Below are 23,434 nucleotides of genomic sequence, written 5' to 3' on the forward strand. Positions count from 1 at the left end.
GTCATTCCCCTTTGTTGAGATTGTATTTCATGATGCTCCCATGACGTCCCGTCCGATCCCGTTCGAGCGTGTAGACGTCCCCTTCCAGCTCCTTGGCCTCGGCCATGACGGCCTCGATCTCGGAGAGATCCTGATCCGACAGCTGGGTGTCGGAGATCGCCAGATTGGCGGCAAGATGATCGCGATTACGCGCGCCGACGATGACGGCGGCAACGCCGGGCCGGCGCAGCATGGCGGCGCTGGCGATCGTGGCGATGTCGGTCCCATGCCGGTCGGCGATGCGTCGCAGCGCGGCGAGCAGCGCCTGGAACAGGTCCCAGCCGCCGATATCGTCGATGATCAGCTTATATTTGGTCAGCGAGCGGTTCTCGAGCGGATGTTCGGGCTCGGCCTCTCCCAGCCAACGATCGCTCAGAAACCCGCCGGCGACGGTGCCGTAGCAGAACAGCGCAAAGTTGTTCTCGGCGGCAAGCGCCGTCATCCGCTTTTCCGGCCGGCGATCGAGCAAAGAATATTGCAGCTGCAGCGAGGCCAGCGGCACGCCTGATCCGATCAAAGCCTCGATATGTTCACTGTCGAAATTGGTGGCGCTGACCTTGTCGATCTTGCCTTCCTGCTGCAACTCCTTCAGCCAGCCTGCCGTCTTGAGCCAGCCGTCGATGTCGTAAGCCCACCAGTGAAACTGGACGAGATCGAGTCGGTCGAGATTGAGCCGCTTCAGCGAGGTGTCGATGACGCCTTCCACATAGGCTTTGCTGATGGTGGGCAGCACCGCGAGATCGGGGACGAATTTGGTATGCACCCGGATGCGGTCGAGCGCGTCCTGGCCGCGAAGATCGCGATAGCGCAGGCGGAAGCGGCCGATCATCTCCTCAACGCCGGTATAGATGTCAGCGCAATCAAAGGTCGTGATGCCGGCGTCGGCGAAAGCGACCATATCGTCGATGGCCGCGTCCGGATCGACGGCGCCATGTCCGCCGGCCAATTGCCAGCCGCCGCGGATGACGCGGGAGATGTCGTAGCCGGGGGCTAGGGAGATGCGTTGCATGAGATCAGTCTTTCAGGGGAACGGCAGTCGTTTCGGCGTGGCTGAACTGGCGCAGGCCCAGCCGCTTGATGCGCAGGCGCGTCGCGCAATTGGGGTCCGGACAGGCGATTTCGGCGTCGGTGGTCATCCAGTCATGTGGATGTGTGGGGCGCTGCTTGGCGGCCAGCAGCGGCAGAACCGAGGCGAGCGAATAGATCGAGACGCCCTGTCCGGGCGGCAGATGCAGCATCTCGCCGCGAAGCTCGAAATGGTCGCCGGGCTTGGCGCCGCAATAGACGGGGCCGTTCTCCGGGATAACCACCTCGACGCGCAGGTCATAGAGTTCGAACAAGTCATTGACACTCATCGCATTCCTCACGCGGCTTGTTCGGCGAGAAGCCGGGTTCTGACGAGGTCGAAGGACCGGCCGATATCGTTGGCGAGCGACCGCGTCGCGCCCTCGGCGTCGCCGCGCTCGATCGCTTCGATCATCGCCCAGTGATGGTCGGTGGCGGCAAGTCCGCCCTGTTCATCATGGATCTGAGCGGCGGCGCGCACGACCGGGCCGGATTGCAGCCAGAGGCTCTCGACGATCGGGATCAGCACATTCGAACCGGCGGCCTGATAGATGTGGAAATGGAAGCGCTGGTTGAAGCGCGATGTCACCGGACCGATGTCCAGACCGTGTTCCCCGAAGGCCAGATCACACTCCCGGTTGATCTCCTTGAGAACCTCAAGATCTTCTTGAGAAAGATTGGCGATGGCGAGCTCCACCATCCGGCCTTCGATCAGCACACGGGCGCGTTCCAGATCATCGAGACGCTGGCGGGTGATCAACGGCACGCGGACGGTGCGGTTCGGCATCGCCTCTAGCGCCTGTTCGGACACCAGACGCCCCAACGCCTCGCGCACCGGCATGGTGGAGGTCTGCAGCCGCTCGGCGAGATCGACGATGCGCAACGCGTCTCCGGCGGCGAAACCTCCGCTGATGAGGGTTTGCCGCAATTGGCCATAGACGCGATCCTGCACGGTTTCCCGCCCGACCGGCGTCAGCCCTTCCACGGAATTGCTCTGTAGGTCCGTCATCTCCGCCTCATGCGTCTCCACGAGAAATTCCGGTTGATTTTCCTTCGCCCATAAAGTTTGATCAAACATCATACATCAAATCAAGTCTGAATCTTGAGAATGGCCGCCAGCAACGTTCAAACTTCGATAGCTCCCTCCCCGCCCGTCATCGACGCGCGGCGGCTGACCAAACGTTTCGAAGGCCTGACGGTGGTCTCCGAGATGTCGCTGACAGTCGGCCGCGGCGAAATGGTCGGCCTGATCGGGCCGAACGGCGCCGGCAAGACCACCATGTTCAATCTCATCGCCGGCAGTTTGAAGCCGACATCTGGAGAATTGTGGATTTCCGGCCGCGAAGTCTCGGCTGCAGCGCCCGAAACCCGCATCGCGCATGGCTTGGCGCGCACCTTCCAGATCCCCCGCCCCTTCCCGGAAATGAGCGTGCTCGAAAATGTGCTGGTCGGCGGCCAGCAGCAGGCAGGTGAAAGCCTGTTCGCCAATTTTCTCCGACCAGCGGCGGTGCGGGCGCGCGAGGCCGCGCTGATCGACAAAGCCCGCGGCCTTCTGGATTTCGTCACGCTCTCGCATCTCGAACTTCAGCCGGCGCGGATTCTCTCCGGCGGCCAGCGCAAGCTGCTCGAACTCGCTCGCGTGCTGATGGCCGATCCCAATGTGATCCTGCTCGACGAGCCGGCAGCGGGCGTCAATCCCGTCTTGCTGGAGGTGATCATCGAACGCGTGACGGCGCTCAACCGTCAGGGCGTGTCCATCCTGCTGATAGAGCACAATATGGACATGGTCTCCCGGCTCTGCTCGCGCGTAGTGGCGATGGCGCTCGGAAAACTGCTGGCGGAGGGCTCTCCTGCCGATGTGGCGGCCAACCCCGCCGTCATCGACGCGTATCTCGGAGGCGGCTTGTGAGCGACATCGTCCTCTCCACCAAGGCCCTGGTCGCCGGTTACGAGCCTGACCTGCCGATTGTTCGCGGCGTCGATTTCGAGGTCCGGAAGGGTGAACTCGTCGTGCTGCTCGGCCCCAACGGCGCAGGCAAATCCACTTTCGTCAAGGCCATCGCCGGGCTGGTTCCGATCCATTCAGGCGCTATGACGTTGAATGGCCGCGACATCACCCGCGTCGCCCCGCATCGGAAAGTGGCGGAAGGGCTGGGCTTCGTGCCGCAGACCGAAAATGTCTTCGCCACCATGAGCATTGTCGAAAACCTGCAGATCGCGGTCGCGCATCTGCCGCGGTCCCAGCGCAAGCCGGCGATCGAGGCGCTGTTTGCACGGTTTCCCGATCTGGCCTCGAAGCCCTCTCGCCTCGCCGGCGCGCTGTCTGGCGGACAGCGTCAGATGCTCGCGGTCGCCCGCGCGCTCGCGCTTGATCCGCCCGTCATCATTCTCGACGAGCCCTCCGCCGGCCTGTCGCCCAAGATCGTCGGCGAGGTCTTTTCCATGCTCCGCAGCGTCAACGCCAGCGGCGTGACCGTGATCCTGGTCGAGCAGAATGTGAAGGCGGCGCTCGCCATCGCCAGCCGCGCCGTGATTCTGGCGGAGGGGCAGATCCGCCACCAGGGAACGCCGGCGGAACTGGCGGATGATCCGCTGGTCGGCAAGATCTATCTGGGCGCGACCCATTCCACCGAAAGGGCTTCCCCATGAACCCTCAGTTTCTCATGGATGGGTTGATTGCCGGGTCGATCATCGGGCTCGGCGCGGTCGGCGTCACGCTGACCTATTCGATCCTGCGCTTTTCCAATTTCGCCCATGGCGAGCTTCTGTCCTGGGGCGCCTATCTCGCTCTCGCGGTCTCCAGCGCGCTCGGCTATCTCGCGACGGACCTGACTGCGGCTATCGGCCCTTTCTCATTCGGCTGGTCACTGCCCTTGGGCATGCTACTTGCGATCATGCTGACCGGACTGTTGGCGCTTGCCGTGGACGCCTTGCTGTTTTCCAGCTTCCGCCGCCGGGGCAGCGCCGTGATCATCATGGTCATGGCGAGCTTCGGCGCATCGCTGGCTTTGCGCAGCCTCCTCGAATTCATCTTCACCTCCAGCCCCGCCTATTTCACCAATGCGCTGCAGATCGCAATGAAGCTCGGCGGCGGCCTGCGCGCCACGCCCGACCAGTTGCTGATGCTGGCGCTCGCGACCATCGCGGTGATCGTCGTGCATCTCCTGATGACCCGCACCGATATCGGCCGCGCCATGCGCGCGGTCAGTGAAAATCCGGCGCTCGCCAGCATCGCCGGCATTGATGTGCGCCGCGTGATCCGCACGGCGTGGTTCCTCGGCGCGGCGCTCGCCTGCGTGGCCGGCGTCATGAGCGGTCTGCTCATCCAGATCCGCCCCTATCTCGGCCATGACCTGCTGCTGCCGCTGTTCGCCGCCGCGATCCTCGGCGGCATCGGCAGCGTGCCGGGCGCGATGCTGGCGGGGCTGATCATCGGCCTCTTGGAAGCGCTGGCGGTGCAGCTGGTCGGCGCGGAATGGCGCGCGGGGGTCGCTTTCGTCATCCTCATCGCGGTTCTGCTCGCGCGCCCGCGCGGCCTGTTCGGGAGAGCGACATGAGCCTCGATATCCTCGCTTACGCCGCCTTTTTCCTGACCGTGGCGCTGACCTATGCGGTCATCTGCCTGGGGCTCAATGTGCAATGGGGCATGACCGGGCTGTTCAATGTCGGCGTCGCCGCCTTCGTGGCGGTTGGAGCCTACACGTCTGCCATTCTGACGACGCCCGACGCGCCCGATCGGCTGGGCGGCTTCGGCCTGCCGATCGTCGTGGGCTGGCTCGGCGCGGCGGTTTTATCAGGACTTCTGTCCTGGGGCGTCGGGGCGCTGACGATCCGCCTGCGCGCCGATTATCTCGCGATCGCCACATTCGGCGTGGCGGTGACGATGCAACTCGCCATGCTCAATCTGCAGCCGGTGACCGGCGGCGCCTTCGGCATCGGCTTCATCCCTCGGCCGTTCGGCGAATGGCAGGAAAATGCAGCACTGTTCAGCTTCGCCAATTTCGGCGTCATGGCCGTCGTCGTTCTCTGCCTCTATCTCGGCCTCGAGCATCTGGCGAAAAGCCCCTGGGGCCGCGTGCTGCGCGCCGTGCGCGAGGATGAAACGGCGGCGCAGGCGCTCGGCAAGCGGCCGATCCGATTCCGCCTGCAGGCTTTCACGCTCGGCGGCGCGATCATGGGCCTCGCCGGCGCCTGCCAGGCGCATTTCATCGGTTTCATCGCGCCGGACAATTACATGCCGATCCTGACGTTCCAGGTCTGGGCCATGCTCATCGTCGGCGGCTCCGGCAACAACAAGGGCGCCATCGCCGGCGCCATCCTCGTCTGGGGCCTCTGGGCGCTGACGGCCGCCGCCGTCTCGACTTTCGTTCCGCCCGACCAACAGGCGCGCGCCGCCTCCCTGCAAATCGTCGCCATCGGCGTCGGGCTCTGCCTGATGCTGCTCTGGCGCCCTCGCGGCCTGTTCGGAGAGGTCAGCCCGCTGAGCCGCCTCAAATCCGCCCGCGCCGCAAAACCCAAGGACTGACACCATGACCGCCCGCCCCGACCGTATCCGCCTCACTCCCGAGCTGGAGATCAGCCGCCTCGTCTGCGGCCTCTGGCAGGTCGCCGACATCGAGAAGAACGGCGAGACCATCGATCCCGAAACCGGCGCCGATGCGCTGGCCGCCTATGCGAAGGCGGGCTTCGACACATTCGACATGGCCGATCATTACGGCTCTGCCGAGATCATCACCGGCCGCCTACTGGCCCGCTTCGACAGCGCCGACAGACCCCGCGCCTTTACCAAATGGTGCCCCGAGCCCGGCCCGATGACCCACGAGATCGTGCGGCGCGGCGTCGAGGAGCGATTGGAGCGGTTGAACGTCTCCAAGATCGATCTGCTGCAATTTCACTGGTGGACGTTTGAACATCCGGCCTGGCTCGACGCGCTGCATGAAATGCAGGCGATGAAAGAAGAAGGCTTCATCGGCGCGCTCGGCCTCACCAATGTCGATGCCGCGCATCTGGCGTTGGCCTTGGCCGACGGCATCGAGATCGTCAGCAATCAGGTTTCCTTTTCGCTGATCGATCGCCGCGCGGCAGGCGATCTCTCGCGCGTCTGCGCCAGATCCGGCGTCAAGCTTCTCGCCTATGGCACGCTCTGCGGCGGGTTCCTCTCGGAAAAGTGGCTCGGCAAGCCCGAACCCACCGAGATCGCCGATTGGAGCCGGTCGAAATACAAGCGCTTCATCGATGCGGCCGGCGGCTGGGAGCCCTATCAGGCGATCCTCCGCGCCGCCTCAAGCATCGCTCGCAAGCACAATGTCTCGCTGTCGAATGTCGCAAGCCGGTGGGTGCTGGAACATGAGGCGGTCGCCGCCACGATCATCGGCGCGCGCCTGGGAGAGAGCGAGCATCGCGACGACAATCTCAACGTTTTCCGCTTCGCGCTCGACGCTGACGACCATGCCGCGCTCGATGCGGCTTTCGCGCAGACCACGCCCATTCCCGGCGATTGCGGCGATGAATATCGCAAGCCGCCATTCCTCACGGCCTCAGGCGATCTCAGCCATCATCTCGACGCGATCCCCTCGGTCTATCAGGCCGTGCCCGTGCCGGGGCGCCCCGATCGTCTCAGAGTATCCTCGGGCAGCGTCTGGGAGCCGATTGCCGGTTACAGCCGCGCGGTCCGCGTCGGCGACCGCATCCTCGTCTCCGGCACCACCGCCACCCATGGCGCAAACCGCTGCGTCGCCCCGGGAGACCCGGGCGCACAGGCGACCTATATCCTCGACAAGATCGCCGCCTCGCTCGCCCCACTCGGAGGCAAGATGGAAGACGTGGTGCGCACCCGCATCTACCTGAAGGACGCCAATCAATGGGAACCGGTTTCGCGCGCCCATGGCCGCGTGTTCGGCGAGGTCCTGCCGGCCAACACGCTGATCGAGGCCGGCAATCTGATCGGCGACTATGAGGTCGAGATCGAAGCGGAAGCGGTGGTCGGCTGAGCCGCTCCCGGATGGTTTCGCCAAGCTGGAAGGATTGCGAGAGCCAATCGCAAGGCTGCGCCGCCTTGCCGGCGGGATGAAAGGACGTTGTCGCCGCTCGACAAAAGGCTTGGAGCCGGCTTTCAGACATCTCCGCCTCCTTGTTCCGGCGGAGATGTCTTATCTCGCGAAAAAAGCGAGGTCTTCGCTCTCAGGCGTCGACCGTCTCCCGCACATCGTCGAGGAGAAAATGGACGATGACATAGTTCGTCGTCACCTGCCGGCCGCTCTCGCTCACATGCTCCTCGACGCCGCCGTCCGTGGGGTGCCAACGATGATAGTGCGGATTGGTGGTGATGAGCGTAATCGCCTTGCCGAGCCGGGCGCCGCCCAGCCGGTAGCGCGCTTCGGCCAAAGGCCAGATCCGCTCGAAATCCTGCTGCGTGATCCTCAGGCGCAACGCCTGGCGCGACCCATGCCCCTCTTTCGCCGAACCGGCTTCGCCGCTTCCCGGCTCCTCAAGCGTCACCTCCTCCGCGTCGTTCAGTATGAAGTCGAGGTCGTCAGGCCACATTCGTCTCATGAAGTCGCTCCTCCCAGCTTTCCATGTCGATAACGCCATCAGTTTACCTCCAATGGCGGGCGACGCAAGGAGGGCGCCGGGACAAGATGCACATGCCGCGCCTTAGCCTTCGCAACGAGCCGCTGATACCGGCCGCCACGCGTTCACATCGCCGCCGCCGTATTCATTCACCGCGGCGGATAATGGGGCCGACTTCCCCGATGGTCGATTGACGACACTTGTATGAATATGTTTATACATCTGTCATCGAACGCCCAATTGGTCCGGGCCGACAGACCGCCAGCCGATGGCGTTCGGAGAAAAACTCCGAGCAGAGATACGCAGGGGGACATGCCATGGGCGCTGCAGCCGCCGACCAGATCGCTGTTTCCGTTCAGAATGTCGGAATGAAATTCGGCGCGGTCCAGGCTGTGAAGAACGCCTCGTTCGATCTGCCCAAAGGGCGCTTTCTCACCATCCTGGGTCCGTCCGGCTCAGGCAAGACGACGCTTCTTCGCATGATCGCCGGCTTTGACCGCCCGACCAGCGGCGAGATCTTCATCAGCGCCCGCCCGGTAAGCGCGGTGCCGGCGCATCGGCGCGCCATCGGCATGGTCTTCCAGAAGCTCGCGCTCTTCCCGCATATGACGGCTGGGGAAAACATCGCCTTCCCGCTGAAAATGCGTCGCCACGACGCCCGCGTCATCCCCGAGAAGGTCGAAAAATATCTCGACCTCGTTCGGCTCGGCGGTTATGGCGATCGGCGGATCGGCGAGCTCTCGGGCGGCCAGCAGCAGCGTGTCGCCATCGCCCGCGCGCTCGTGTTCGAACCGGACCTGTTGCTGCTCGACGAGCCGCTGGCCGCGCTGGATCGCAAGCTGCGCGAAGAGATGCAGCTCGAATTTCGGCGGATCCAAAAGGAACTCGGGGTGACGACGATCAATGTCACCCACGATCAGCGAGAGGCCTTGGTGGTGTCCGACGAGGTCATCGTCATGAATGACGGCGAGATCCAGCAGAATGCGCGGCCCGTCGACGCCTATCGGACGCCGTCCAACGCCTTCGTCGCCAATTTCATCGGGGTCACCAATTTCATCGACGGCAGGGTCGTCGATCTCTCGGCGCCGGCGGCGGCGATCGAATCGAATGGCCGACGCCTCGCCGGCGTCGCCGCCGATCCGAAGCTTGCGGTAGGCTCCCGCTGCGCCGGGGCAGTGCGCGCCGAGCAGGTCCGCATCGCCGTAAAGGGCGACGGTCTCGCCGGCCTGGAAACGGTGGTGGCCGGGCGCGTCGTCGACTGCATTTTCGAAGGCGAGCGTGTCGTCTATGAAATCCGTGTCGGGGAACTGGGGGACGCGCTCATGCGCGTCTTCGATCACGATCCCGAAACGCATCTGCAGTTCAGTCCCGGGGAGGAGGTCTGTCTGGGCTGGAATGCACGGGATATGCATGTCTTTCAAAAATGACCCTCAGAAGGTCGAGCCAGAGGAGAGTGTTACATGTCGCATGAAAAATCTATGAATGCCCCGCTCCGTCGCCGCACCATGCTGGCGTCCATGGCGGCGGCCGGCGCGTCCGCCGGTCTGTCGACCCTCGGCGTTGGCCGCGCCTTCGCCCAGGAACCGGAAAAGCCCGCCGAAATCATCGTGCGCGCCTGGGGCGGAAGCTGGGTGGATGCGCTCAAGGCCGGCGTATCCGACAGCTTCACCAAGGCGACCGGAATTGCGGTTCGCCACGACCTGACCGAAGACAACGAAATTCAGCCGAAAGTCTGGGCGGCCGTCGCTCAGAAGCGCGTTCCGCCGATCCACATCAATTGGGACACCACCACCAACGCCACCAAGTCGGCGCTGCGGGGCGTGACGGAGGATCTCTCGGATCTGCCGAACCTGAAGAACGCGACGGACCTCGCCAAGCCTGTCGGCCTCGACGGCTACCCGATCGTCAACACCTATGGCTATGTCTATGTCTTGGCCTATCGCCCCTCCGCCTTCCCGAACGGCGCGCCGAAGTCGTGGAAGGATCTGCTCGATCCCAAGCTGAAGGGCCGCATCGCGCTGTACAACGACGGCATCGGCTTCCACTTCCCGGCCCAGGTCGCCGGCGGCGGCAAGCTCGAGGACATCCCGGGCAACATGCAGCCGGCCTGGGACTTTATTTCGAAGATCAAGGAACAGCAGCCGCTCTTGGGTGAAGATCCCGACTTCACCACATGGTTCCAGAAGGGTGAGATCGACGCCGCCTGCACGATTTCGACCAACGCCCGCGAAGCCAAGAAGAACGGCATCGAGATCGCCTGGGTGGTGCCCGAGGAAGGGGCGAAGTTCGATACCGACGGTCTCTGGATCCCCAAGGGACTTCCGGAGAACGAGCTCTATTGGGCGAAGCAATACATCAACCATGCGCTGACCCAGGAAGCCCAGCAGATCTGGCTCGACGGACTCGGTCTGCCCGGCGTCATTCCGGGCGTGAAGCCTCCGGCCGATCTCGCAAACGACCCGTCCTATCCGACGACCGAGGAGCAGTTCAAACATCTGATCCGCATCTCGTCGAAGGTCCAGGTCGAAAACGAGAGCCAGTGGTTCGCCAAGTTCAAGGAAATCATGCAGGGTTGATCCCTGTGGCGCCCGCCGCCCTCGTCGGCGGCGGGCCTTCCGCTTCGCCCTGCAATCCATCTTCGTCATCGCGACGCCTTCTCTCCGCCTCGTGAACGGCAAAAGGACCGGACTCATGCGCGCTTCCCGTGTCGCCTATCCTCTGACGTGGCGCGTCATGGATGTCTTCGAACGGCTCGCAGCCGTCCTGTGGCCGACCAGCTTCCGGAGGGCGCTGCCCTATCTGATGTTGCTGCCGGCCGTCGTGCTGGTGGGCCTTCTCGTGCTCGGCCTCATCCAGATCGGCGATGCGAGCCTCAGGACGCTCGACACCAATACGTTCCTGATGTCCGAAACCTATACGCTCGCCAATTATCAGCGCGCGATCACCGAGAAATTTTTCATCACGGTGGCCGGTCGCAGCTTGGTGGGGGCGCTGATCGTCACCGTGATCACGCTGATCTTCGCCTTTCCCTACGCTTATCTGATGGTGCGGACGCCGTCTTCGGCGCTGCGCAAATTTCTGCTGGTGGCGCTGTTTCTGCCGTTCTTCATCGGCCAGGTGGTGCGCGCCTATGGCTGGCTGATCATTTTGGGAAATCAGGGCATGGTCAACGAAGCGCTCGGCCTGGTGGGCGTCGAGCCGATGCGCCTTCTCTACAATTATCCGGCCGTTCTCTTCGGCCTCGTCCAATATATGCTGCCTTTCGCTGTGCTGATGCTGGCTCCGGCCTTGACCGCCATCCCGGCGGAACTCGAGGCGGCGGCGACTTCGCTGGGCGCGAGTTGGGGACGAAGTTTCCTCCACGTTCTGCTGCCTTTGGCCAAACCAGGCCTCGTCGGAGCCGGTCTCGTCGTCCTGACCCTGTCGCTGACGGATTTCGCCATTCCGGCGATCCTCGGCGGCGGCACACAGGATTTCATCGCCAACGCGATTTACGACCAGTTCTTCCGCACGTCCGACCAGGGGCTGGGCGCGACGCTTTCGCTACTGCTCGTCGCGGTCGGCTCGATCCTGGTCGGGGTCGTCTTCATGCTGTTCGGCGCCGGAACTCTGTCCATGGGCGGCGACCGCAAATGACCGGCGCCCGCAGCAAATCGATCGTGATCTGGGCTTTCGTGGCGACGGCGCTCATCATGCTTTCGGCGCCGACCATCGTCGTCCTCGGAGCCTCGTTCACCGCCGGCAACATCATCACCTTTCCGCCCGACGGCTTCTCGCTGCAATGGTACGCCAAGATCCTCCAAGCCGGCGACCTACGCCAGGCATTCGTTCGTTCGTTGATCGTCGCAGCCATCTGCACCGCGGTTTCCATTCCGGTGGGCACATTGGCGGGGATCGCGCTCGCCAAATATCGGGTGCGCTTCGCCCGCTCCCTTCAGGTCTATCTGCTGTTGCCCTTTACAATTCCGTTGATCGGGTCGGGCATCGGCATGATGCTCGCGTTCGGACAAATGGGCGTGTTGGGCCAAGTCTGGCCCGTCGGCATTGCCTGCGCTGTGATCAACCTGCCTTTCATGATCTGGGCGGTCACGGCGAGCGCCAGCAATCTGTCGCCGGATCTGGATCTGGCGGCGGCCAATTGCGGCGCCCCGCCGCTTCAAACCTTCTTCTACATCACGCTTCCCGCTGTGCTTCCGGGCGTGATCACAGGCTCGTTGCTGATGTTCATCCTGGCGCTCAACGAGTTCTTGGTCAGCCTGCTCCTCGTCGATGCGCGAAGCGTGACGCTGCCGGTGCAGATCTACAATTCGATCCGCTCGATCATCACCCCGGATCTGGCCGCCATCTCCGTGGTGTTCATCGCCTGCGCGGGCGCAGCGATCGCATTGCTCGACCGCCTTGTCGGGCTCGACATCTTCCTCAAGTCGAAGTGAACCGAGAGTAAGTCTGCAGGGCGTCGAGCCTTCCTCAGTCAAGCCGTCTGCCGGTGGCCGCGTCGAACAGATGGTCCTTTCCGACGCGTGGCATGAGATGAATGGTCTCTCCACGCTGGATCGAAGGTCGATCGGTGAACAGCGCAGTCATCTGAACGCCCGCCATGTCTCCCATCACGAAAGTCGCGTGGCCGGTGTTTTCAACGGCGGTGACGGACACGCTCAGCGCGCCGGGCGTTCCCTGCGCGACGAGGTCGAGATGCTCCGGCCTGATGCCCCACAGCACCGGGCCGGATGCCGTCGTTCGGGCGTCGATGTCGATCTGGCCGACGATCCGCACCTTGCCCTCGGCGGCGGTTCCGGCCAGGAGATTCATGGCCGGCGAACCGATGAAGCCCGCGACGAAAGAGTTAGCGGGCCGATCATAGAGTTCCAGCGGCGCGCCCGCCTGTTCCAGCCGCCCTGCCCTCAGCACAACGATGCGATCGGCCATGGTCATGGCCTCGACCTGATCATGGGTCACGAAGATCGAGGTGGAGCCGAGGCGGTCATGCAGCGCGCGGATCTCCGCCCGCATCTGTACGCGCAGGGCCGCGTCGAGGTTCGACAGCGGCTCGTCGAACAGAAACAGAGCGGGCTGACGCACGATCGCCCGGCCCATGGCGACCCGTTGCCGCTGGCCGCCGGACAGTTCTTTAGGCAAGCGGTCGAGATAGTCGGACAGGCCGAGAATGGCCGCTGCTTCCGCCACGCGCGCATCGATATCCGCCTTGGGGGCGTTTCGAAGCTTCATGGAGAAGCCCATATTGTCTCGCACCGTCATATGCGGGTAGAGCGCATAGTTCTGGAAAACCATGGCCAGATCACGGTCCTTCGGCTCGACGTCATTGACGACCTTGCCGCCGATGGAAATCGTGCCGCCGGTGATGGTCTCCAGACCCGCCACCATGCGCAGCAGCGTCGATTTTCCGCAGCCCGAGGGTCCGACCAGCGCGACGAATTCGCCATCGGCCACGTCGAAGCTCACGCCGTGCATGACCTTGACCTTCGCATAGGCCTTTTCCACGGTGTTGATGGAGAGTTGCGCCATGACGTCCTCTTCGAAGAAGTGCAGCCGGCCGCTCGAAAGCGCCGGGAAAATAAAGCCGTCGCACCGGTCGGCAGTGTGGCGAACCGCAGAGCCGACCGACAGCGAGATGAGTGGGGCCGGATCAGCCGAGAACGACGACCTTGCTCAGATGGCGCGGGGCCGCCGTGTCGACATTCTTCTGGTTGGCCACGCGTTCACCGATGATCTGCAGCGCGGGCAGCACTTCCAGCGCCCGACCGAGACCGGTCTGCGACAGCGGAATTTCCAGATCGCCCGGACCGCCCAAGCCTATCACCTTCGCGCCTTTGGCGCGAACGTCTTCGGCGACGCGCGCTTCCTCCTCCAGCGTATCGACCGAATAGAGGATGACGACGACGGAGTTTTCGTCGATCAGGCTGATCGGGCCGTGGCGATATTCGAGCGGATGAAAGGCCTGGCTGAAGGTGATCGACATTTCCTGCAATTTCAGGCAGCCCTCCGTCGCCATGCCATAGAGCGGGCCGGCGCCGAGATAGACGTAATGGCTGCGTCCGCGGATCAGAGGAACGCAGGCGTCCGCCGCCGCAAGCGCCGCCTCGGCTTCCGCGATCGCGCCCAGCGACGCCCCCGCCATTCGCAGGCCGGCCAGCAGCATCAGGGACGCGGACACGGTCATGACGATGCCTTCTTCCTGATGGGTCGGCAGAAAGATCGGCGTGTCGGCGGCCTTGAGGATCGTGCTGTCCGGTTCGCAGGATATGGCGATGGTCGCGAGACCCGCATTCCGCGACGCCTCGATGGCCTGGACGGTTTCCGTCGTCGTGCCGGAGCGTGACAGACCGATCACGCAGACATCGCCGCGATCGGCGAGATAGTCGCCCATTCGCCGCGCCCATTCGGCGCCCGGCACGGCGATGGCGTTGCGGCCATTGTGGTTGAAGGCGGCAGCGATCGTCTGGGCGAGATAATAGGAAGTGCCGCAGCCGGTGATCACCACGGTCTTGCCAGGCACTGAAGGCAGCGGCTGCGCAAGCGCCATTTCCCAGAATGGAAACTGTTCGCGGATGACTTTTTCGGTGAGGTTCATGAGGGCGTCCTTTACTTGCTTGCGCCGGCCATCAGGCCCTGCACGAGGAAACGGTTGAGGAAAATCACCAGCAAGACGGGGGGAACGATGGCGATGACGCCGGCGGCGTTCATCAGGCCGTAATCGACATAGTTGCGGGTGACGAATTCCGGAATGAGGACGGTCAGCGGCTTGGTGCTGAGCGTCGGCGAGAAGACCAGGGGCACCATGAACTGGCCCCAGGCGGAGAGAAAGGTCAGAATGGCGGTGGCGACGAGGCCGGGACCGGCCAGCGGCAGCACGATGCGCACCAGCGTATAGAGTTTCGAAGCGCCGTCGAGCCAGGCGGCCTCTTCGAGCGACAACGGCATGGACTGGTAGACGCTGCGCATCAGCCAGAGCGCCAGGGGCAGAAAGGCGGAGACATAGATCAGCGTCACGCCGAGATAGGTGTCGACGAGGCCCGCGCCGATCATGATGCGATAGAGCGGGATCATCACGGTATAAGCCGGCACGCCCAGCGTTGCGACGATGATGACAAAGACGAAATCCCGCCCCGGAAATTTGAGCCGCACGAAGGCCCATGCGCCGAATGCGGCGATCGCGACGGTCGCGAGCGTCGCCGCCAGCGAGGTGACGAGACTGTTGATGAAGGCGCGCGAGAACTGCGGCCAGACCGACTGCACCTCATTGCCCTGGCTGACGGACGTGGCGCCGAACAGCTTGGCGTAATGCTGAAGCGTCGCGTTCTCCGGCCAGAGCCGCAGGTGATCGCTGATCAGCGCATTGGGCGGGGTCAGCGAGGTGGCGAGCGCCCAATAGACCGGCCCGAGCGACCAGACCAGCAGCAGGGCGACGGCGACATAGAAACCGAGGCGGCGCATCAGTCGAACCTCGTTTCTTTATAAACGCGAAGGACATAGACGGCGGAGACCATCAGCGAGGCGATCATTGCGAGGATCGACAGCGCCATGCCGAGCGAAAACTTCATGTTCTGGAAAGCGGACATATAAACCTGCACCATCAGGCTGCGCGTGCCGATCGAGCTGCCGTTGAGGATCCAGGCCTCGTCGAACAGATTGAAGGCGAACACCGTGGATTGGCTGAGCGCAATCGCAAGACCGCTCGAGATCAACGGCAGCGTGATGAGCTTGAACTGCTTCCAGGGCGAAGCTCCGTCCAGGCGGGCCGCTTCGTAAAGATTGGCCGGAATGGATTGCAGCGCAGCGAGAAGGATGATGGCGGTGAGCGGCAGCATGCGCCAGGCATGCACAACCGCGACCAGAAACAAGCCGGTCAGCCGATCATTGAACCAGACCTGGTTCTCCGAAATGACGCCCAAGCTTTTCAGAACGCCATTCAACAGGCCGTAGCTCGGATTATAGATCCACAGCCAGATGATCGCGTTGACCACCGGCGGCAGGCACCAGGGCAGGATCACGGCGGCCAGCAGCCAGCGGCGGCCGATGCGCGCCTTGTGTAGCACGAGCGCGGCGCCCAGCCCACCCAGGGTTTCGATGGTGACGGCCATGACGACATAGAGAAACGTGTTGTTCCAGCTCGCCAGCACGTTTTCATCGAACATCAGATTGATGTAATTGCGCAGGCCGACAAAGGGCGTGCCGGGCTTCATCGGTTCGACCCGATAGAAGCTGTCGATGATCGTAACGATCAGGGGCAGGATCACCAGCCCGCCCATGATCAGGATGATGGGAAGAGAGAGGCCGAGGCCGAGCCGCGCCTCCCTATCCAGGAAGACGCGCTTCTTGAAGAAGCTTGTCGTCATTACTGCTGCGCCTCCTTGGCGGCGTCGGCGATCGCCTTCAGCGCGTCGTCGACCGAGAGCTGACCCTTGGCGGCGGCGTTCAGATTTGTCGCCACGGCTGCGGAAAACTCGGGATACCAGCCGGGCGTGCCCTGGGCGAACAGCGGCTCGACGAGCGCCGCCTGGGCGATCAGCGTATCGCCCTGCTGAAGCTTACCGTCCTTGTTGAGCTTTTCCAGCACCGAGATGCGAGTGGGAAGATTGCCGAGCTTGAGGTAGTTGTCCTCCATCGTTTCCGGATCGAGCATCCAGTTGATGAAGGCGTGCGCAGCCTCCTTGTCCTTGGCCGACACCGGGACGCCCAAGGCGCCCGGCAGCCCGATGGTGCGGGATTTGCCGTCGACATTCGGCACCAGCGCGGCGGCGGCGTCGGCCGCGACCTGCGACTTGGACGCGTCGGAATAGACCGCCAGATTGCCGGCCCAACCGGCCACGTCGAAGGTGACCTTGCCGGATTTGAACAGTTCCTGGATTTCGACATCCTTGAGCGAGGTCGAGGCCGGATCGATCAGGCCGTCCTTGAGCGCCTGCACCTCGAAGGCCATGGCTTTGTAGCCGCCGCTGTCCTTGTCGGTGAACAGCGGATTCATGTCCTTGTCGAACAGATCGCCGCCGAACGCCTTCGTCAGCAGGTACCAGGCGGTTGCCGCCCCTTCGGTGGCCGAAAGCGGCAGGCCGATCGGATATTGCACGCCGGCCTTTTCCTTGACCGCCTTGGCGGCGGCGAGAAGCTCGTCCGGCGTCTTCGGCGCATCGGTGACGCCGGCCTTGGCGAGATGCGCCTTGTTGTAGATCAGCACGCGGAAATCGTTGTTGTAGGGAACGCCGATCAGCTTGCCGTCGACGGTGAAGATCGAGGTGGTCGGCAGATCCTTCTTCAGATCCTCGCTGAGGATGCCCGAGAGATCGTCGTACCAGTTGGCGCTGCCGAACTGACCGACCCAGGACCAATCCATTTCGGTGGCCGATGCGGGCGCGGTATTGGCCATCATCGAGGTGACGATCTTGGTGCGGATCTCGTCCCAGCCCAGCGTCTGCACGTCGAGCGCGCCTTGGGTCTTGGCGGTGTATTTGTCGGTCATCTCCTTGGGGAGCGTGACCCATGGCGGCAGCAGGACCGACAAAGGTTCTGCGGCGAAGGCGGAAAGAGGAAGAAAGGCCGCGCCCAATCCCAGTGCAGCGGCGGCAGACAACAGCGTACGACGTTTCATGTTCATTTATCTCCTGTTGTGGTTAGTGGTCTTCAAGCGATGCGGCAAGCGTCTCCAGAAAGCTGTTCGTGATGGGCAGTCCGGCATGTTCGGCAGCACGCCAGAGCGCGCCGCCAATGGGGGGTAGTCTGGGCCTGACGGGTTCTCCGGCCCGGTTGGCGGTCGCGGCGAGAAGCCCGGCGGACCGAAAGACGCCGCCGGCATAGGACCAGTCGAGATCGGGCGCTCCCAGAGCGCGTCGGGCGGCGAACACATGTTCGGCCAGCCTGTCCGCTGAGGCGTCGAGCAACGCCGCGGCGACGTCGTTGCCTTGTTCGCCCATCGCCGACACCGTTTGCGCGAGAGCCGCATAATCCGCTCGACGATTGCCCCGATTGAAAGCCCATTCGATCAGGTCGTCCGCGGACACGCCGCAGGCGGCCAAAACGCCATCGGCGAAGCGCCGCCCCTCGCCCGAGGGATCGTCGAGCCGCCCGTCCAGGACACGGCTCGCCAGCGACAGGGCTTCACGACCGATCCAGAAGGCCGAGCCTTCATCGCCGAAAGCCTCGCCCCAGCCGCCGAAGCGCACACTCCGGCCGGCAACCTTCGCCCAGGCCATGCTGCCGGTGCCGGCCAGCAAGAGCACGCCGTCACGCCCGGCAAAGGCGGCGTCGCAGGCGACCTCGACATCGTTGAGCACGAGATGAGGGCCGGGAAAATGCGCTGCGACCACGGCCCGCTGATGGGCAGAAACCGCGTCGATCTCGCCATGACAGGAGAGACCGAGCACGCTCGAGGCGAAACTGCGATTTCCGCAAAGAGCGTCGACCGCCGTCGCCAGCACGGCTGTCCAGCCCTCGCCGGCCATCGGATCGAGGCCAGGTCCGCGCCAGACGTCGATAACCGCGCCATCCGCCGTCGCCACCGCGGCGATCGTCTTGCTGCCGCCGGAATCGAGCCCGAAAATCAAGGTCATGCCGCAACCGCCTGCGGCAGGTCCGCCTGACGCACGTCGAGACCGAAGGCGCCCAGGCGGTCGAACCACTCGGGTGACAGACCGGTATCGGTCACCACCGTCTGCAGATCGGTCATCGGGGCGACACGATAAGTCAGCCGCTGGCCGAACTTGCTGGAATCGGATAGGAGAATGCGCTGCTCCGACCGTGCGATCATCACGGAATTCAGCCGCGCCTCGTTTTCGTCCACCGAGCTCATCGCCCCGTCCTCGGCGATTGCGCCGGCGCCGAGAAACAACTGACCGAACCAAAGGCGCTCCAGCATCTCCTCCGCCAGAGGACCCACGACCGACGAGTTTTCCTTGCGCAACTGGCCGCCGAGAAGCGTGACCTTGACGCCGACCACGTCGATGAGCATCTGCGCCGCCGGCAAACAATTGGTGAAGACATTGAGCGGCAGCGGATTGACGCGGATGCGGCGGGCCAGTTGCAGCACCGTCGTGCCGGAATCCAGGAAAATCGAGGTTCCCGGCTGCAGCATGTCATAGGCGAGGTCGCCGATGGCGCGCTTGGCGAGCAGAGCCTGCGCCTCACGCTGTTCGAACGCCACTTCGACCTCGAACTGATCCGCCAACCGCGCGCCGCCATGCGTGCGCACCACTACACCCGCTTCTTCGAGTTCCGCCAGATCGCGGCGCAGCGTCGGCAGGGACGCGCCGACAGCCTGCGCAATGGCGGCGATCGAGGAAGAGCCGTTGGAAAACAGGAATTGGCGGATGGCTTGGGCGCGGTCTGGCTTCATGCGGTTCACTACCCCTGTATGGGAGGCTGGGCGTTCAATCTCGTCACAAGATTTCTTGAAAATGAATCATTGTCAATCACATTTTTGAGCGTTATTGATCGTTCATCGCATTTCTAGCCTGATGCCACCGAGCGATGGAGCCTGCCGATGTCCACGACCGCCCTTACGTCTCTGCCCCGTCTTCACCGCGAGGGACGGGCTGTCGGCATCACGTCGGTGTGCTCCGCGCATCCCGAGGTGATCGGCGCTGCGCTGAGGCTGGGCCGGGACACGGGCCAGTCCGTGCTCATTGAAGCCACGTGCAACCAGGTCAATCAGGATGGCGGCTACACCGGCATGACCCCCGGCGATTTTCGCCGCTTCGTCGAATGTATCGCCGGCGAAACCGGCTTTGATCTCGACAGACTGATTCTCGGCGGAGATCATCTCGGACCAAATCCCTGGAAGCATCTGAGCCCCGAGGCGGCGATGGAAAAGGCCGAGGCGATGGTGGCGGCTTATGCGGCGGCGGGCTTTGAAAAGATCCATCTCGATTGCTCGATGGGCTGCGCCGGCGAGCCGCCGGCGCTGGACGACGAACACACCGCCGCTCGCGCCGCCCGCCTCGCCGCCGTCGCCGAAAAACATTCTACCGGCAAACCGGTCTATGTCATCGGCACGGAAGTGCCCGTTCCGGGCGGCGCGCTCGAAGAGGTCGAGCATCTCGACGTGACGTCGCCGGACGCCGCCGAGGCGACCGTCGACATTCATCGCCGGGCCTTTGCGGGCGCCGGCCTGGACGAGGCCTTCGAACGCGTCATCGGCCTTGTCGTCCAGCCCGGCGTCGAATTCGGCAATCAGAACGTCGTGTCCTATGTTCCCGAAGCCGCCCAGGCGCTGTCGCGGCGCCTGGCGGATCTCCCGGGTCTCGTTTTCGAAGCCCACTCCACCGATTATCAGACAGGAGCCGATCTTCGAGCGCTGGTCGTCGACGGCTTTTGCATCCTCAAGGTCGGGCCGGGCCTCACTTTCGCGTTGCGCGAGGCGCTTTATGGTCTCGACGCCATCGCGGCGGAACTGGACGGCGGCGCACTATCGCTCAAGCCGGCCATGGAAGCGCTGATGCTCCGCCAGCCCGGCCATTGGGCGAAATACTATCCCGGGACCGCTGAGGAGCAGGCATTGCATCGCCATTTCAGCTATTCCGACCGCATCCGTTACTACTGGGCCTTGCCGGAAGCGAAAGCCGCTGTCAACGCGCTGATGAAGAGGCTCGGAGACAAGGCTTTGCCGGAAACGCTGATCAGCCAGCACCTCGCGGCGGCATGGCCGGAGGTGCGGACGGGCCTCACCGCGCCCACGGCCCGATCGCTGGCGCGCGCCGCCGTCACGCGCATGTTGCGGATCTACGCGGCTGCTTGCGGCCAGAACTGATCGATGCGACGGCGGACGCATGCGCGAGTCCGCCCGGCGGTTTCGGTCCCGACATGCGCGAACCCCAAAGCCTAAGCCGCCATCGCGGGGCCGATGCGAATGGTAACGCCCGCAGGTCGAGATCGATCGTTCCGAATGAACGACGACTCTGCAATCAGCGCGGAGCAGACACGAGCCTGAGCAATTCATCCACGGAGCGGGGCAAGTCGCCATCGCTCGGCAGCAGCCCCAGGTCTTTCAAACCGCTGGCGACCTGGAATATGTTGGGCAGCCGCAAACCACTGCGCTCGCAGAAATCGGCCTGGCCGAACACGGCGTCGGGCGCGCCCTCCATCAGCACCCTGCCCGCGGCGAAGACCGCGACACGGTCGGCAAGGGCGTAGGCGACATCCATGTCATGCGTGGCGAGAACGACGGCGATACCCTTTGCCGCCAACATATCGAGCGTTCTCGTCAGATCTTCCACCCCCCTCGGATCGAGCCCGGCGGTGGGTTCGTCGAGAAGCAGAACCGACGGCGACATGGCGAGAATCCCCGCGATCGCCACTCGCTTCCGCTGGCCAAAACTCAACATGTGCGTCGGACGATGCGACAGGTCCGAAATTTCCATCGCGTCCAGAGCATTTGAGACCCGGAGCCGGGCCTCGTCGACCGACAGGCCGAGATTAAGGGGCCCGAAGGAGACGTCCTCGAAGACCGTGGCGGCGAACAATTGATCATCGGGATCCTGCAGGACCAGCCCGACCTGTGATCTGAGCAGCGTCAGGCCTTTGCGGTCATAGGCGACGGGCTCGCCATTCAACAGGACCTCGCCTGCGGAGGGTTTGAACGAGCCATTGAGGAGCGACATGAGACTCGATTTTCCAGCGCCGTTGGCTCCCAGGATGACGAGCTTCTGCCGCCGCACGATGCGGAGCGAGACGTCATCCAGCGCGCGCGTGCCATCCTCGTACCTGAACCCGATTTTCCGAGCTTCGAGTATCATCCTATCCACCGTGACAAGGCGTAGAAAACCAGAAGAATCATGCCGATCACCAGCAGTCTGATGCGCGACGCGGGTTTCTCCACGGAGATAAAATCCAGCCGGCCCGTATAGCCCCTGGCGGCCAAGCCCGTCTCCATGCGCCGAGCGCGCGCGAAGACGCGCGGCAGCAGAGACGCGAGCAACAGCCCGTTCGATTTCAGCATGCGCCGTTTTCCTGTGTAACCCAGTCGAGCATCGAGCGATTGCCGACCGGCGTTCAGACAATCCAGCAAGACCCAGATGATCCGGAACATCACCATGGCGATATCGGATATTTCCGCGTTCAAGCCCTTCCGCTGCAAGAGTTGAAGAATGCTCGGAAGCGGCGTGGTGAGCGCGAGAAACAGCAAACAGCAAACACAGGCGCTGCTTCTGAGAGCGACGAAACAGGCTTGGCCAATTCCCTCGTCGGAAACCAGCGCGATGTGAGGGACGTATCCGACCACCGTCACGGAAAAAAGCTGCGCCACGCCGCCGGTTGCGATGAAGAGCAGCGGGATCCGCGCCGCGGCGGCTATGTCGCGCCAAGCTATACCGGCGCCGAAATGCGTCAGCGCCAGCATCGCCAGGAGCACGGCGGCCTGTGTGGACCATCCCGCCGACAAGAGCGAAAGAGCCATGACGCCCAATGAGAGAAAGAGCTTCTCGCCAGCGGCGTGACGCCGCCAGCGATTGGTCTGCGCACAGCGATCGATCGCGCGCATGACTCAGTGCGAATCGGAACGCTTGGCCGGCGATGTGCGGCGTCCGAAATAGAACCCGATCAACCCGGCGCCGATCGCAGCCTGCAAGGCAAACAACAGGCTTTCGATTTCGCCGCTCGGCGGTTCCCAAAGCGGCGTAGCCCATGGCTGATAATCGGGTCGGATTTGCGTGATGACCGCTTCGGCCTCGCCATCGGAGCCGCCGAATTCGGCGTCTCCGCCGTGATGGATGACGAGCGGCAGAATTGCCAGGACGATGACGGCCAGCAGGAGCCAGAGATTACGTTTCAGCATGATCAGGCCTTCGCGTTCAGGATATTGAGTGCATTCATCTCGCCGCGGCTGTAGCGCTGCAGGAGATTGTACACGATCACGGTCAGCAGACCCTCGCTGATGGCGAGCGGCACCTGGGTCAGCGCGAAAATGCCGAGAAACTTCGCCGCGGCGCCCGCCATGCCGGAGACCGGATCGGGAAACGCCAGCGCAAGCTGCAGCGACGTCGTCACATAGGTGGCGAGATCGCCGAGCGTCGCGGCCAGAAAAATCGCGATCGCGCCGCTGAATCCTGCTCCGGACACCCCTTTGAAGATGCCATAGGCGACGAAGGGACCGACAATGGCCATGGAGAATATGTTGGCGCCCAGCGTGGTCAGGCCGCCATGGGCGAGAAGAAGCGCCTGGAACAACAGGACGATCGTCCCAAGAACCGTCGTCACCGTTGGCCCGAACAGCGACGCCGCAAGCCCGGTGCCTGTCGGATGGGAGCAACTGCCCGTCACAGACGGGATTTTCAAAGCCGACAGGATGAACACATAAGCGCCCGAAGCCGCCATCAACAGTTTGATCTCGGGCTTTTCCCGGACGAGCTTTACAATGCGCCTCGCCCCATAGATCACGAATGGCGCGGACACCACGCCCCAGCCAACCGCATGCGCGGCCGGCAAATATCCTTCCATAATATGCATAACACGCCCTCAACCACGCCCACCGCGCAGCTTGATAAAGTCGCCACGGAATGTCGTGGCCCAGCGATGGCAGGTATCCTGGCTCGCGGGTCATGGCTCGATCCGCCTTATCAGCCGACAAGCAGCCAATGGCATAATGGATGTCGCTCACCGCTCACAGTTGCGGGGGCAGCCACGGTCTCGGCCCCTGATGGGTAGTCCTCACCGTGTTCCCTTTTGATCCACCCTTCTTCAAGTCAGGCGGAACCATCCCGGAAATCACTATGCTCGACTCGTCGAAAACACAATATCTAAACGTCAGCAGAATGAA

The 23,434-nt window shown here is 63.4% G+C and carries 25 protein-coding genes and 1 riboswitch; of the genes, 10 read left to right on the forward strand and 15 right to left on the reverse strand.

All coding sequences use genetic code 11. The features are described from left to right. Nucleotide 1 precedes the first annotated feature (1 nt). Genes OCK01_RS19275 through OCK01_RS19285 form a run of 3 tightly spaced genes read right to left on the reverse strand, consistent with a single transcriptional unit; the run spans nt 2 to nt 2,113 of the window. The gene (locus OCK01_RS19275; protein ID WP_263825332.1) at nt 2-1,048 is read right to left on the reverse strand and encodes an aldo/keto reductase; all 1,047 of its coding nucleotides are present in this window, start codon (nt 1,046-1,048) and stop codon (nt 2-4) included. 4 nt (nt 1,049-1,052) lie between these two features. After that, a complete protein-coding gene (locus tag OCK01_RS19280) occupies nt 1,053-1,394 on the reverse strand; it encodes a TIGR04076 family protein (RefSeq protein ID WP_263825333.1) in 342 nt (113 codons plus the stop codon). Between the two features lie 8 nt (nt 1,395-1,402). Beyond that, nucleotides 1,403-2,113: a GntR family transcriptional regulator gene (locus OCK01_RS19285; RefSeq protein WP_263825334.1), complete on the reverse strand. Its 711-nt coding sequence runs from the start codon at nt 2,111-2,113 to the stop codon at nt 1,403-1,405. Between the two features lie 99 nt (nt 2,114-2,212). On the opposite strand from OCK01_RS19285, the gene OCK01_RS19290 reads away from it, so the two are divergent. Genes OCK01_RS19290 through OCK01_RS19310 form a run of 5 tightly spaced genes read left to right on the forward strand, consistent with a single transcriptional unit; the run spans nt 2,213 to nt 7,094 of the window. Further along, on the forward strand, nt 2,213-3,013 hold the full coding sequence (locus tag OCK01_RS19290) for an ABC transporter ATP-binding protein (protein WP_263825335.1): 801 nt from the start codon (nt 2,213-2,215) through the stop codon (nt 3,011-3,013). After that, nucleotides 3,010-3,753 (forward strand): ABC transporter ATP-binding protein, encoded by a 744-nt coding sequence (locus OCK01_RS19295; RefSeq protein WP_263825336.1) that lies wholly within the window; start codon nt 3,010-3,012, stop codon nt 3,751-3,753. Before OCK01_RS19290 ends, OCK01_RS19295 begins: the two co-directional genes overlap by 4 nt. Beyond that, nucleotides 3,750-4,661, forward strand: coding sequence for a branched-chain amino acid ABC transporter permease (locus OCK01_RS19300; RefSeq protein WP_263825337.1), 912 nt, complete (start codon nt 3,750-3,752; stop codon nt 4,659-4,661). Before OCK01_RS19295 ends, OCK01_RS19300 begins: the two co-directional genes overlap by 4 nt. Continuing rightward, a complete protein-coding gene (locus OCK01_RS19305) occupies nt 4,658-5,629 on the forward strand; it encodes a branched-chain amino acid ABC transporter permease (RefSeq protein WP_263825338.1) in 972 nt (323 codons plus the stop codon). Before OCK01_RS19300 ends, OCK01_RS19305 begins: the two co-directional genes overlap by 4 nt. 4 nt (nt 5,630-5,633) lie before the next feature. Next, nucleotides 5,634-7,094, forward strand: coding sequence for an aldo/keto reductase (locus OCK01_RS19310; protein WP_263825339.1), 1,461 nt, complete (start codon nt 5,634-5,636; stop codon nt 7,092-7,094). A 190-nt stretch (nt 7,095-7,284) separates the two neighbouring features. Here OCK01_RS19310 and OCK01_RS19315 read toward each other — a convergent pair whose 3' ends face one another. Then, a complete protein-coding gene (locus OCK01_RS19315; protein ID WP_182829922.1) occupies nt 7,285-7,647 on the reverse strand; it encodes a hypothetical protein in 363 nt (120 codons plus the stop codon). 344 nt (nt 7,648-7,991) lie between these two features. Here OCK01_RS19315 and OCK01_RS19320 point away from each other — a divergent pair, with 344 nt between their 5' ends. The 4 genes from OCK01_RS19320 to OCK01_RS19335 all read left to right on the forward strand — a co-directional run bounded on the left by OCK01_RS19320 (nt 7,992) and on the right by OCK01_RS19335 (nt 12,107). Further along, nucleotides 7,992-9,101, forward strand: a complete 1,110-nt coding sequence (locus tag OCK01_RS19320) for an ABC transporter ATP-binding protein (protein ID WP_182829611.1) — start codon at nt 7,992-7,994, stop codon at nt 9,099-9,101. Nucleotides 9,102-9,134: 33 nt separating this feature from the next. Then, nucleotides 9,135-10,250 (forward strand): ABC transporter substrate-binding protein, encoded by a 1,116-nt coding sequence (locus tag OCK01_RS19325; protein WP_263825340.1) that lies wholly within the window; start codon nt 9,135-9,137, stop codon nt 10,248-10,250. Between the two features lie 115 nt (nt 10,251-10,365). Further along, nucleotides 10,366-11,310 carry an ABC transporter permease gene (locus OCK01_RS19330; protein WP_263825341.1) on the forward strand — a complete coding sequence of 315 codons (945 nt, stop codon included), beginning with the start codon at nt 10,366-10,368 and terminating at the stop codon, nt 11,308-11,310. Continuing rightward, nucleotides 11,307-12,107 (forward strand): ABC transporter permease, encoded by an 801-nt coding sequence (locus OCK01_RS19335; protein WP_263825342.1) that lies wholly within the window; start codon nt 11,307-11,309, stop codon nt 12,105-12,107. The genes OCK01_RS19330 and OCK01_RS19335 overlap by 4 nt, the downstream gene beginning before the upstream one ends. Before the next feature lie 34 nt (nt 12,108-12,141). Here the strand turns inward: OCK01_RS19335 and OCK01_RS19340 are convergent, their stop codons facing one another. The 7 genes from OCK01_RS19340 to OCK01_RS19370 form a co-directional block, all read right to left on the reverse strand. After that, on the reverse strand, nt 12,142-13,197 hold the full coding sequence (locus OCK01_RS19340; protein ID WP_263825343.1) for an ABC transporter ATP-binding protein: 1,056 nt from the start codon (nt 13,195-13,197) through the stop codon (nt 12,142-12,144). A gap of 121 nt (nt 13,198-13,318) precedes the next feature. Next, entirely contained in the window at nt 13,319-14,263 is a 945-nt protein-coding gene (locus OCK01_RS19345; RefSeq protein WP_263825344.1) for an SIS domain-containing protein, read from the reverse strand. Nucleotides 14,264-14,274: 11 nt separating this feature from the next. After that, nucleotides 14,275-15,126, reverse strand: coding sequence for a carbohydrate ABC transporter permease (locus OCK01_RS19350; RefSeq protein WP_263825345.1), 852 nt, complete (start codon nt 15,124-15,126; stop codon nt 14,275-14,277). Continuing rightward, entirely contained in the window at nt 15,126-16,028 is a 903-nt protein-coding gene (locus OCK01_RS19355) for a carbohydrate ABC transporter permease (protein WP_263825346.1), read from the reverse strand. The genes OCK01_RS19350 and OCK01_RS19355 overlap by 1 nt, the downstream gene beginning before the upstream one ends. Further along, a complete protein-coding gene (locus OCK01_RS19360; protein ID WP_263825347.1) occupies nt 16,028-17,278 on the reverse strand; it encodes an extracellular solute-binding protein in 1,251 nt (416 codons plus the stop codon). Before OCK01_RS19360 ends, OCK01_RS19355 begins: the two co-directional genes overlap by 1 nt. A gap of 22 nt (nt 17,279-17,300) precedes the next feature. Then, nucleotides 17,301-18,236: an N-acetylglucosamine kinase gene (locus OCK01_RS19365; protein WP_263825348.1), complete on the reverse strand. Its 936-nt coding sequence runs from the start codon at nt 18,234-18,236 to the stop codon at nt 17,301-17,303. Further along, a complete protein-coding gene (locus tag OCK01_RS19370) occupies nt 18,233-19,018 on the reverse strand; it encodes a DeoR/GlpR family DNA-binding transcription regulator (RefSeq protein ID WP_263825349.1) in 786 nt (261 codons plus the stop codon). Before OCK01_RS19370 ends, OCK01_RS19365 begins: the two co-directional genes overlap by 4 nt. Nucleotides 19,019-19,165: 147 nt before the next feature. Between OCK01_RS19370 and OCK01_RS19375 the strand changes: the two genes are divergently transcribed. Beyond that, nucleotides 19,166-20,431: a D-tagatose-bisphosphate aldolase, class II, non-catalytic subunit gene (locus OCK01_RS19375; RefSeq protein WP_263825350.1), complete on the forward strand. Its 1,266-nt coding sequence runs from the start codon at nt 19,166-19,168 to the stop codon at nt 20,429-20,431. A gap of 154 nt (nt 20,432-20,585) precedes the next feature. Here OCK01_RS19375 and OCK01_RS19380 read toward each other — a convergent pair whose 3' ends face one another. The 4 genes from OCK01_RS19380 to OCK01_RS19395 are packed head-to-tail and all read right to left on the reverse strand — an operon-like array spanning nt 20,586 to nt 23,124. Further along, nucleotides 20,586-21,416, reverse strand: coding sequence for an energy-coupling factor ABC transporter ATP-binding protein (locus OCK01_RS19380; RefSeq protein WP_263825351.1), 831 nt, complete (start codon nt 21,414-21,416; stop codon nt 20,586-20,588). Next, nucleotides 21,413-22,159, reverse strand: a complete 747-nt coding sequence (gene cbiQ, locus OCK01_RS19385; RefSeq protein WP_263825352.1) for a cobalt ECF transporter T component CbiQ — start codon at nt 22,157-22,159, stop codon at nt 21,413-21,415. The genes OCK01_RS19380 and cbiQ overlap by 4 nt, the downstream gene beginning before the upstream one ends. Before the next feature lie 3 nt (nt 22,160-22,162). Next, a complete protein-coding gene (locus tag OCK01_RS19390; protein ID WP_182829597.1) occupies nt 22,163-22,453 on the reverse strand; it encodes an energy-coupling factor ABC transporter substrate-binding protein in 291 nt (96 codons plus the stop codon). Nucleotides 22,454-22,455: 2 nt separating this feature from the next. Continuing rightward, nucleotides 22,456-23,124: an energy-coupling factor ABC transporter permease gene (locus tag OCK01_RS19395; protein ID WP_182829596.1), complete on the reverse strand. Its 669-nt coding sequence runs from the start codon at nt 23,122-23,124 to the stop codon at nt 22,456-22,458. Between the two features lie 50 nt (nt 23,125-23,174). Next, nucleotides 23,175-23,390: riboswitch (cobalamin riboswitch) on the reverse strand. Nucleotides 23,391-23,434 lie beyond the last annotated feature (44 nt).

This window comes from Rhizobium sp. TRM95796, assembly GCF_025779995.1.
GTDB lineage: Bacteria > Pseudomonadota > Alphaproteobacteria > Rhizobiales > Rhizobiaceae > Rhizobium_E.

Excerpts from the sequence above, each read along its gene's own strand:
- OCK01_RS19275 (WP_263825332.1), bottom strand. The coding sequence starts at position 1,048 with ATGCAACGCATCTCCCTAGCCCCCGGCTACGACATCTCCCGCGTCATC.
- OCK01_RS19280 (WP_263825333.1), bottom strand. The coding sequence starts at position 1,394 with ATGAGTGTCAATGACTTGTTCGAACTCTATGACCTGCGCGTCGAGGTG.
- OCK01_RS19285 (WP_263825334.1), bottom strand. The coding sequence starts at position 2,113 with ATGACGGACCTACAGAGCAATTCCGTGGAAGGGCTGACGCCGGTCGGG.
- OCK01_RS19290 (WP_263825335.1), top strand. The coding sequence starts at position 2,213 with ATGGCCGCCAGCAACGTTCAAACTTCGATAGCTCCCTCCCCGCCCGTC.
- OCK01_RS19300 (WP_263825337.1), top strand. The coding sequence starts at position 3,750 with ATGAACCCTCAGTTTCTCATGGATGGGTTGATTGCCGGGTCGATCATC.
- OCK01_RS19305 (WP_263825338.1), top strand. The coding sequence starts at position 4,658 with ATGAGCCTCGATATCCTCGCTTACGCCGCCTTTTTCCTGACCGTGGCG.
- OCK01_RS19310 (WP_263825339.1), top strand. The coding sequence starts at position 5,634 with ATGACCGCCCGCCCCGACCGTATCCGCCTCACTCCCGAGCTGGAGATC.
- OCK01_RS19315 (WP_182829922.1), bottom strand. The coding sequence starts at position 7,647 with ATGTGGCCTGACGACCTCGACTTCATACTGAACGACGCGGAGGAGGTG.
- OCK01_RS19320 (WP_182829611.1), top strand. The coding sequence starts at position 7,992 with ATGGGCGCTGCAGCCGCCGACCAGATCGCTGTTTCCGTTCAGAATGTC.
- OCK01_RS19325 (WP_263825340.1), top strand. The coding sequence starts at position 9,135 with ATGTCGCATGAAAAATCTATGAATGCCCCGCTCCGTCGCCGCACCATG.
- OCK01_RS19330 (WP_263825341.1), top strand. The coding sequence starts at position 10,366 with ATGCGCGCTTCCCGTGTCGCCTATCCTCTGACGTGGCGCGTCATGGAT.
- OCK01_RS19335 (WP_263825342.1), top strand. The coding sequence starts at position 11,307 with ATGACCGGCGCCCGCAGCAAATCGATCGTGATCTGGGCTTTCGTGGCG.
- OCK01_RS19340 (WP_263825343.1), bottom strand. The coding sequence starts at position 13,197 with ATGGCGCAACTCTCCATCAACACCGTGGAAAAGGCCTATGCGAAGGTC.
- OCK01_RS19345 (WP_263825344.1), bottom strand. The coding sequence starts at position 14,263 with ATGAACCTCACCGAAAAAGTCATCCGCGAACAGTTTCCATTCTGGGAA.
- OCK01_RS19350 (WP_263825345.1), bottom strand. The coding sequence starts at position 15,126 with ATGCGCCGCCTCGGTTTCTATGTCGCCGTCGCCCTGCTGCTGGTCTGG.
- OCK01_RS19355 (WP_263825346.1), bottom strand. The coding sequence starts at position 16,028 with ATGACGACAAGCTTCTTCAAGAAGCGCGTCTTCCTGGATAGGGAGGCG.
- OCK01_RS19360 (WP_263825347.1), bottom strand. The coding sequence starts at position 17,278 with ATGAAACGTCGTACGCTGTTGTCTGCCGCCGCTGCACTGGGATTGGGC.
- OCK01_RS19365 (WP_263825348.1), bottom strand. The coding sequence starts at position 18,236 with ATGACCTTGATTTTCGGGCTCGATTCCGGCGGCAGCAAGACGATCGCC.
- OCK01_RS19370 (WP_263825349.1), bottom strand. The coding sequence starts at position 19,018 with ATGAAGCCAGACCGCGCCCAAGCCATCCGCCAATTCCTGTTTTCCAAC.
- OCK01_RS19375 (WP_263825350.1), top strand. The coding sequence starts at position 19,166 with ATGTCCACGACCGCCCTTACGTCTCTGCCCCGTCTTCACCGCGAGGGA.
- OCK01_RS19380 (WP_263825351.1), bottom strand. The coding sequence starts at position 21,416 with ATGATACTCGAAGCTCGGAAAATCGGGTTCAGGTACGAGGATGGCACG.
- cbiQ (WP_263825352.1), bottom strand. The coding sequence starts at position 22,159 with ATGCGCGCGATCGATCGCTGTGCGCAGACCAATCGCTGGCGGCGTCAC.
- OCK01_RS19390 (WP_182829597.1), bottom strand. The coding sequence starts at position 22,453 with ATGCTGAAACGTAATCTCTGGCTCCTGCTGGCCGTCATCGTCCTGGCA.
- OCK01_RS19395 (WP_182829596.1), bottom strand. The coding sequence starts at position 23,124 with ATGCATATTATGGAAGGATATTTGCCGGCCGCGCATGCGGTTGGCTGG.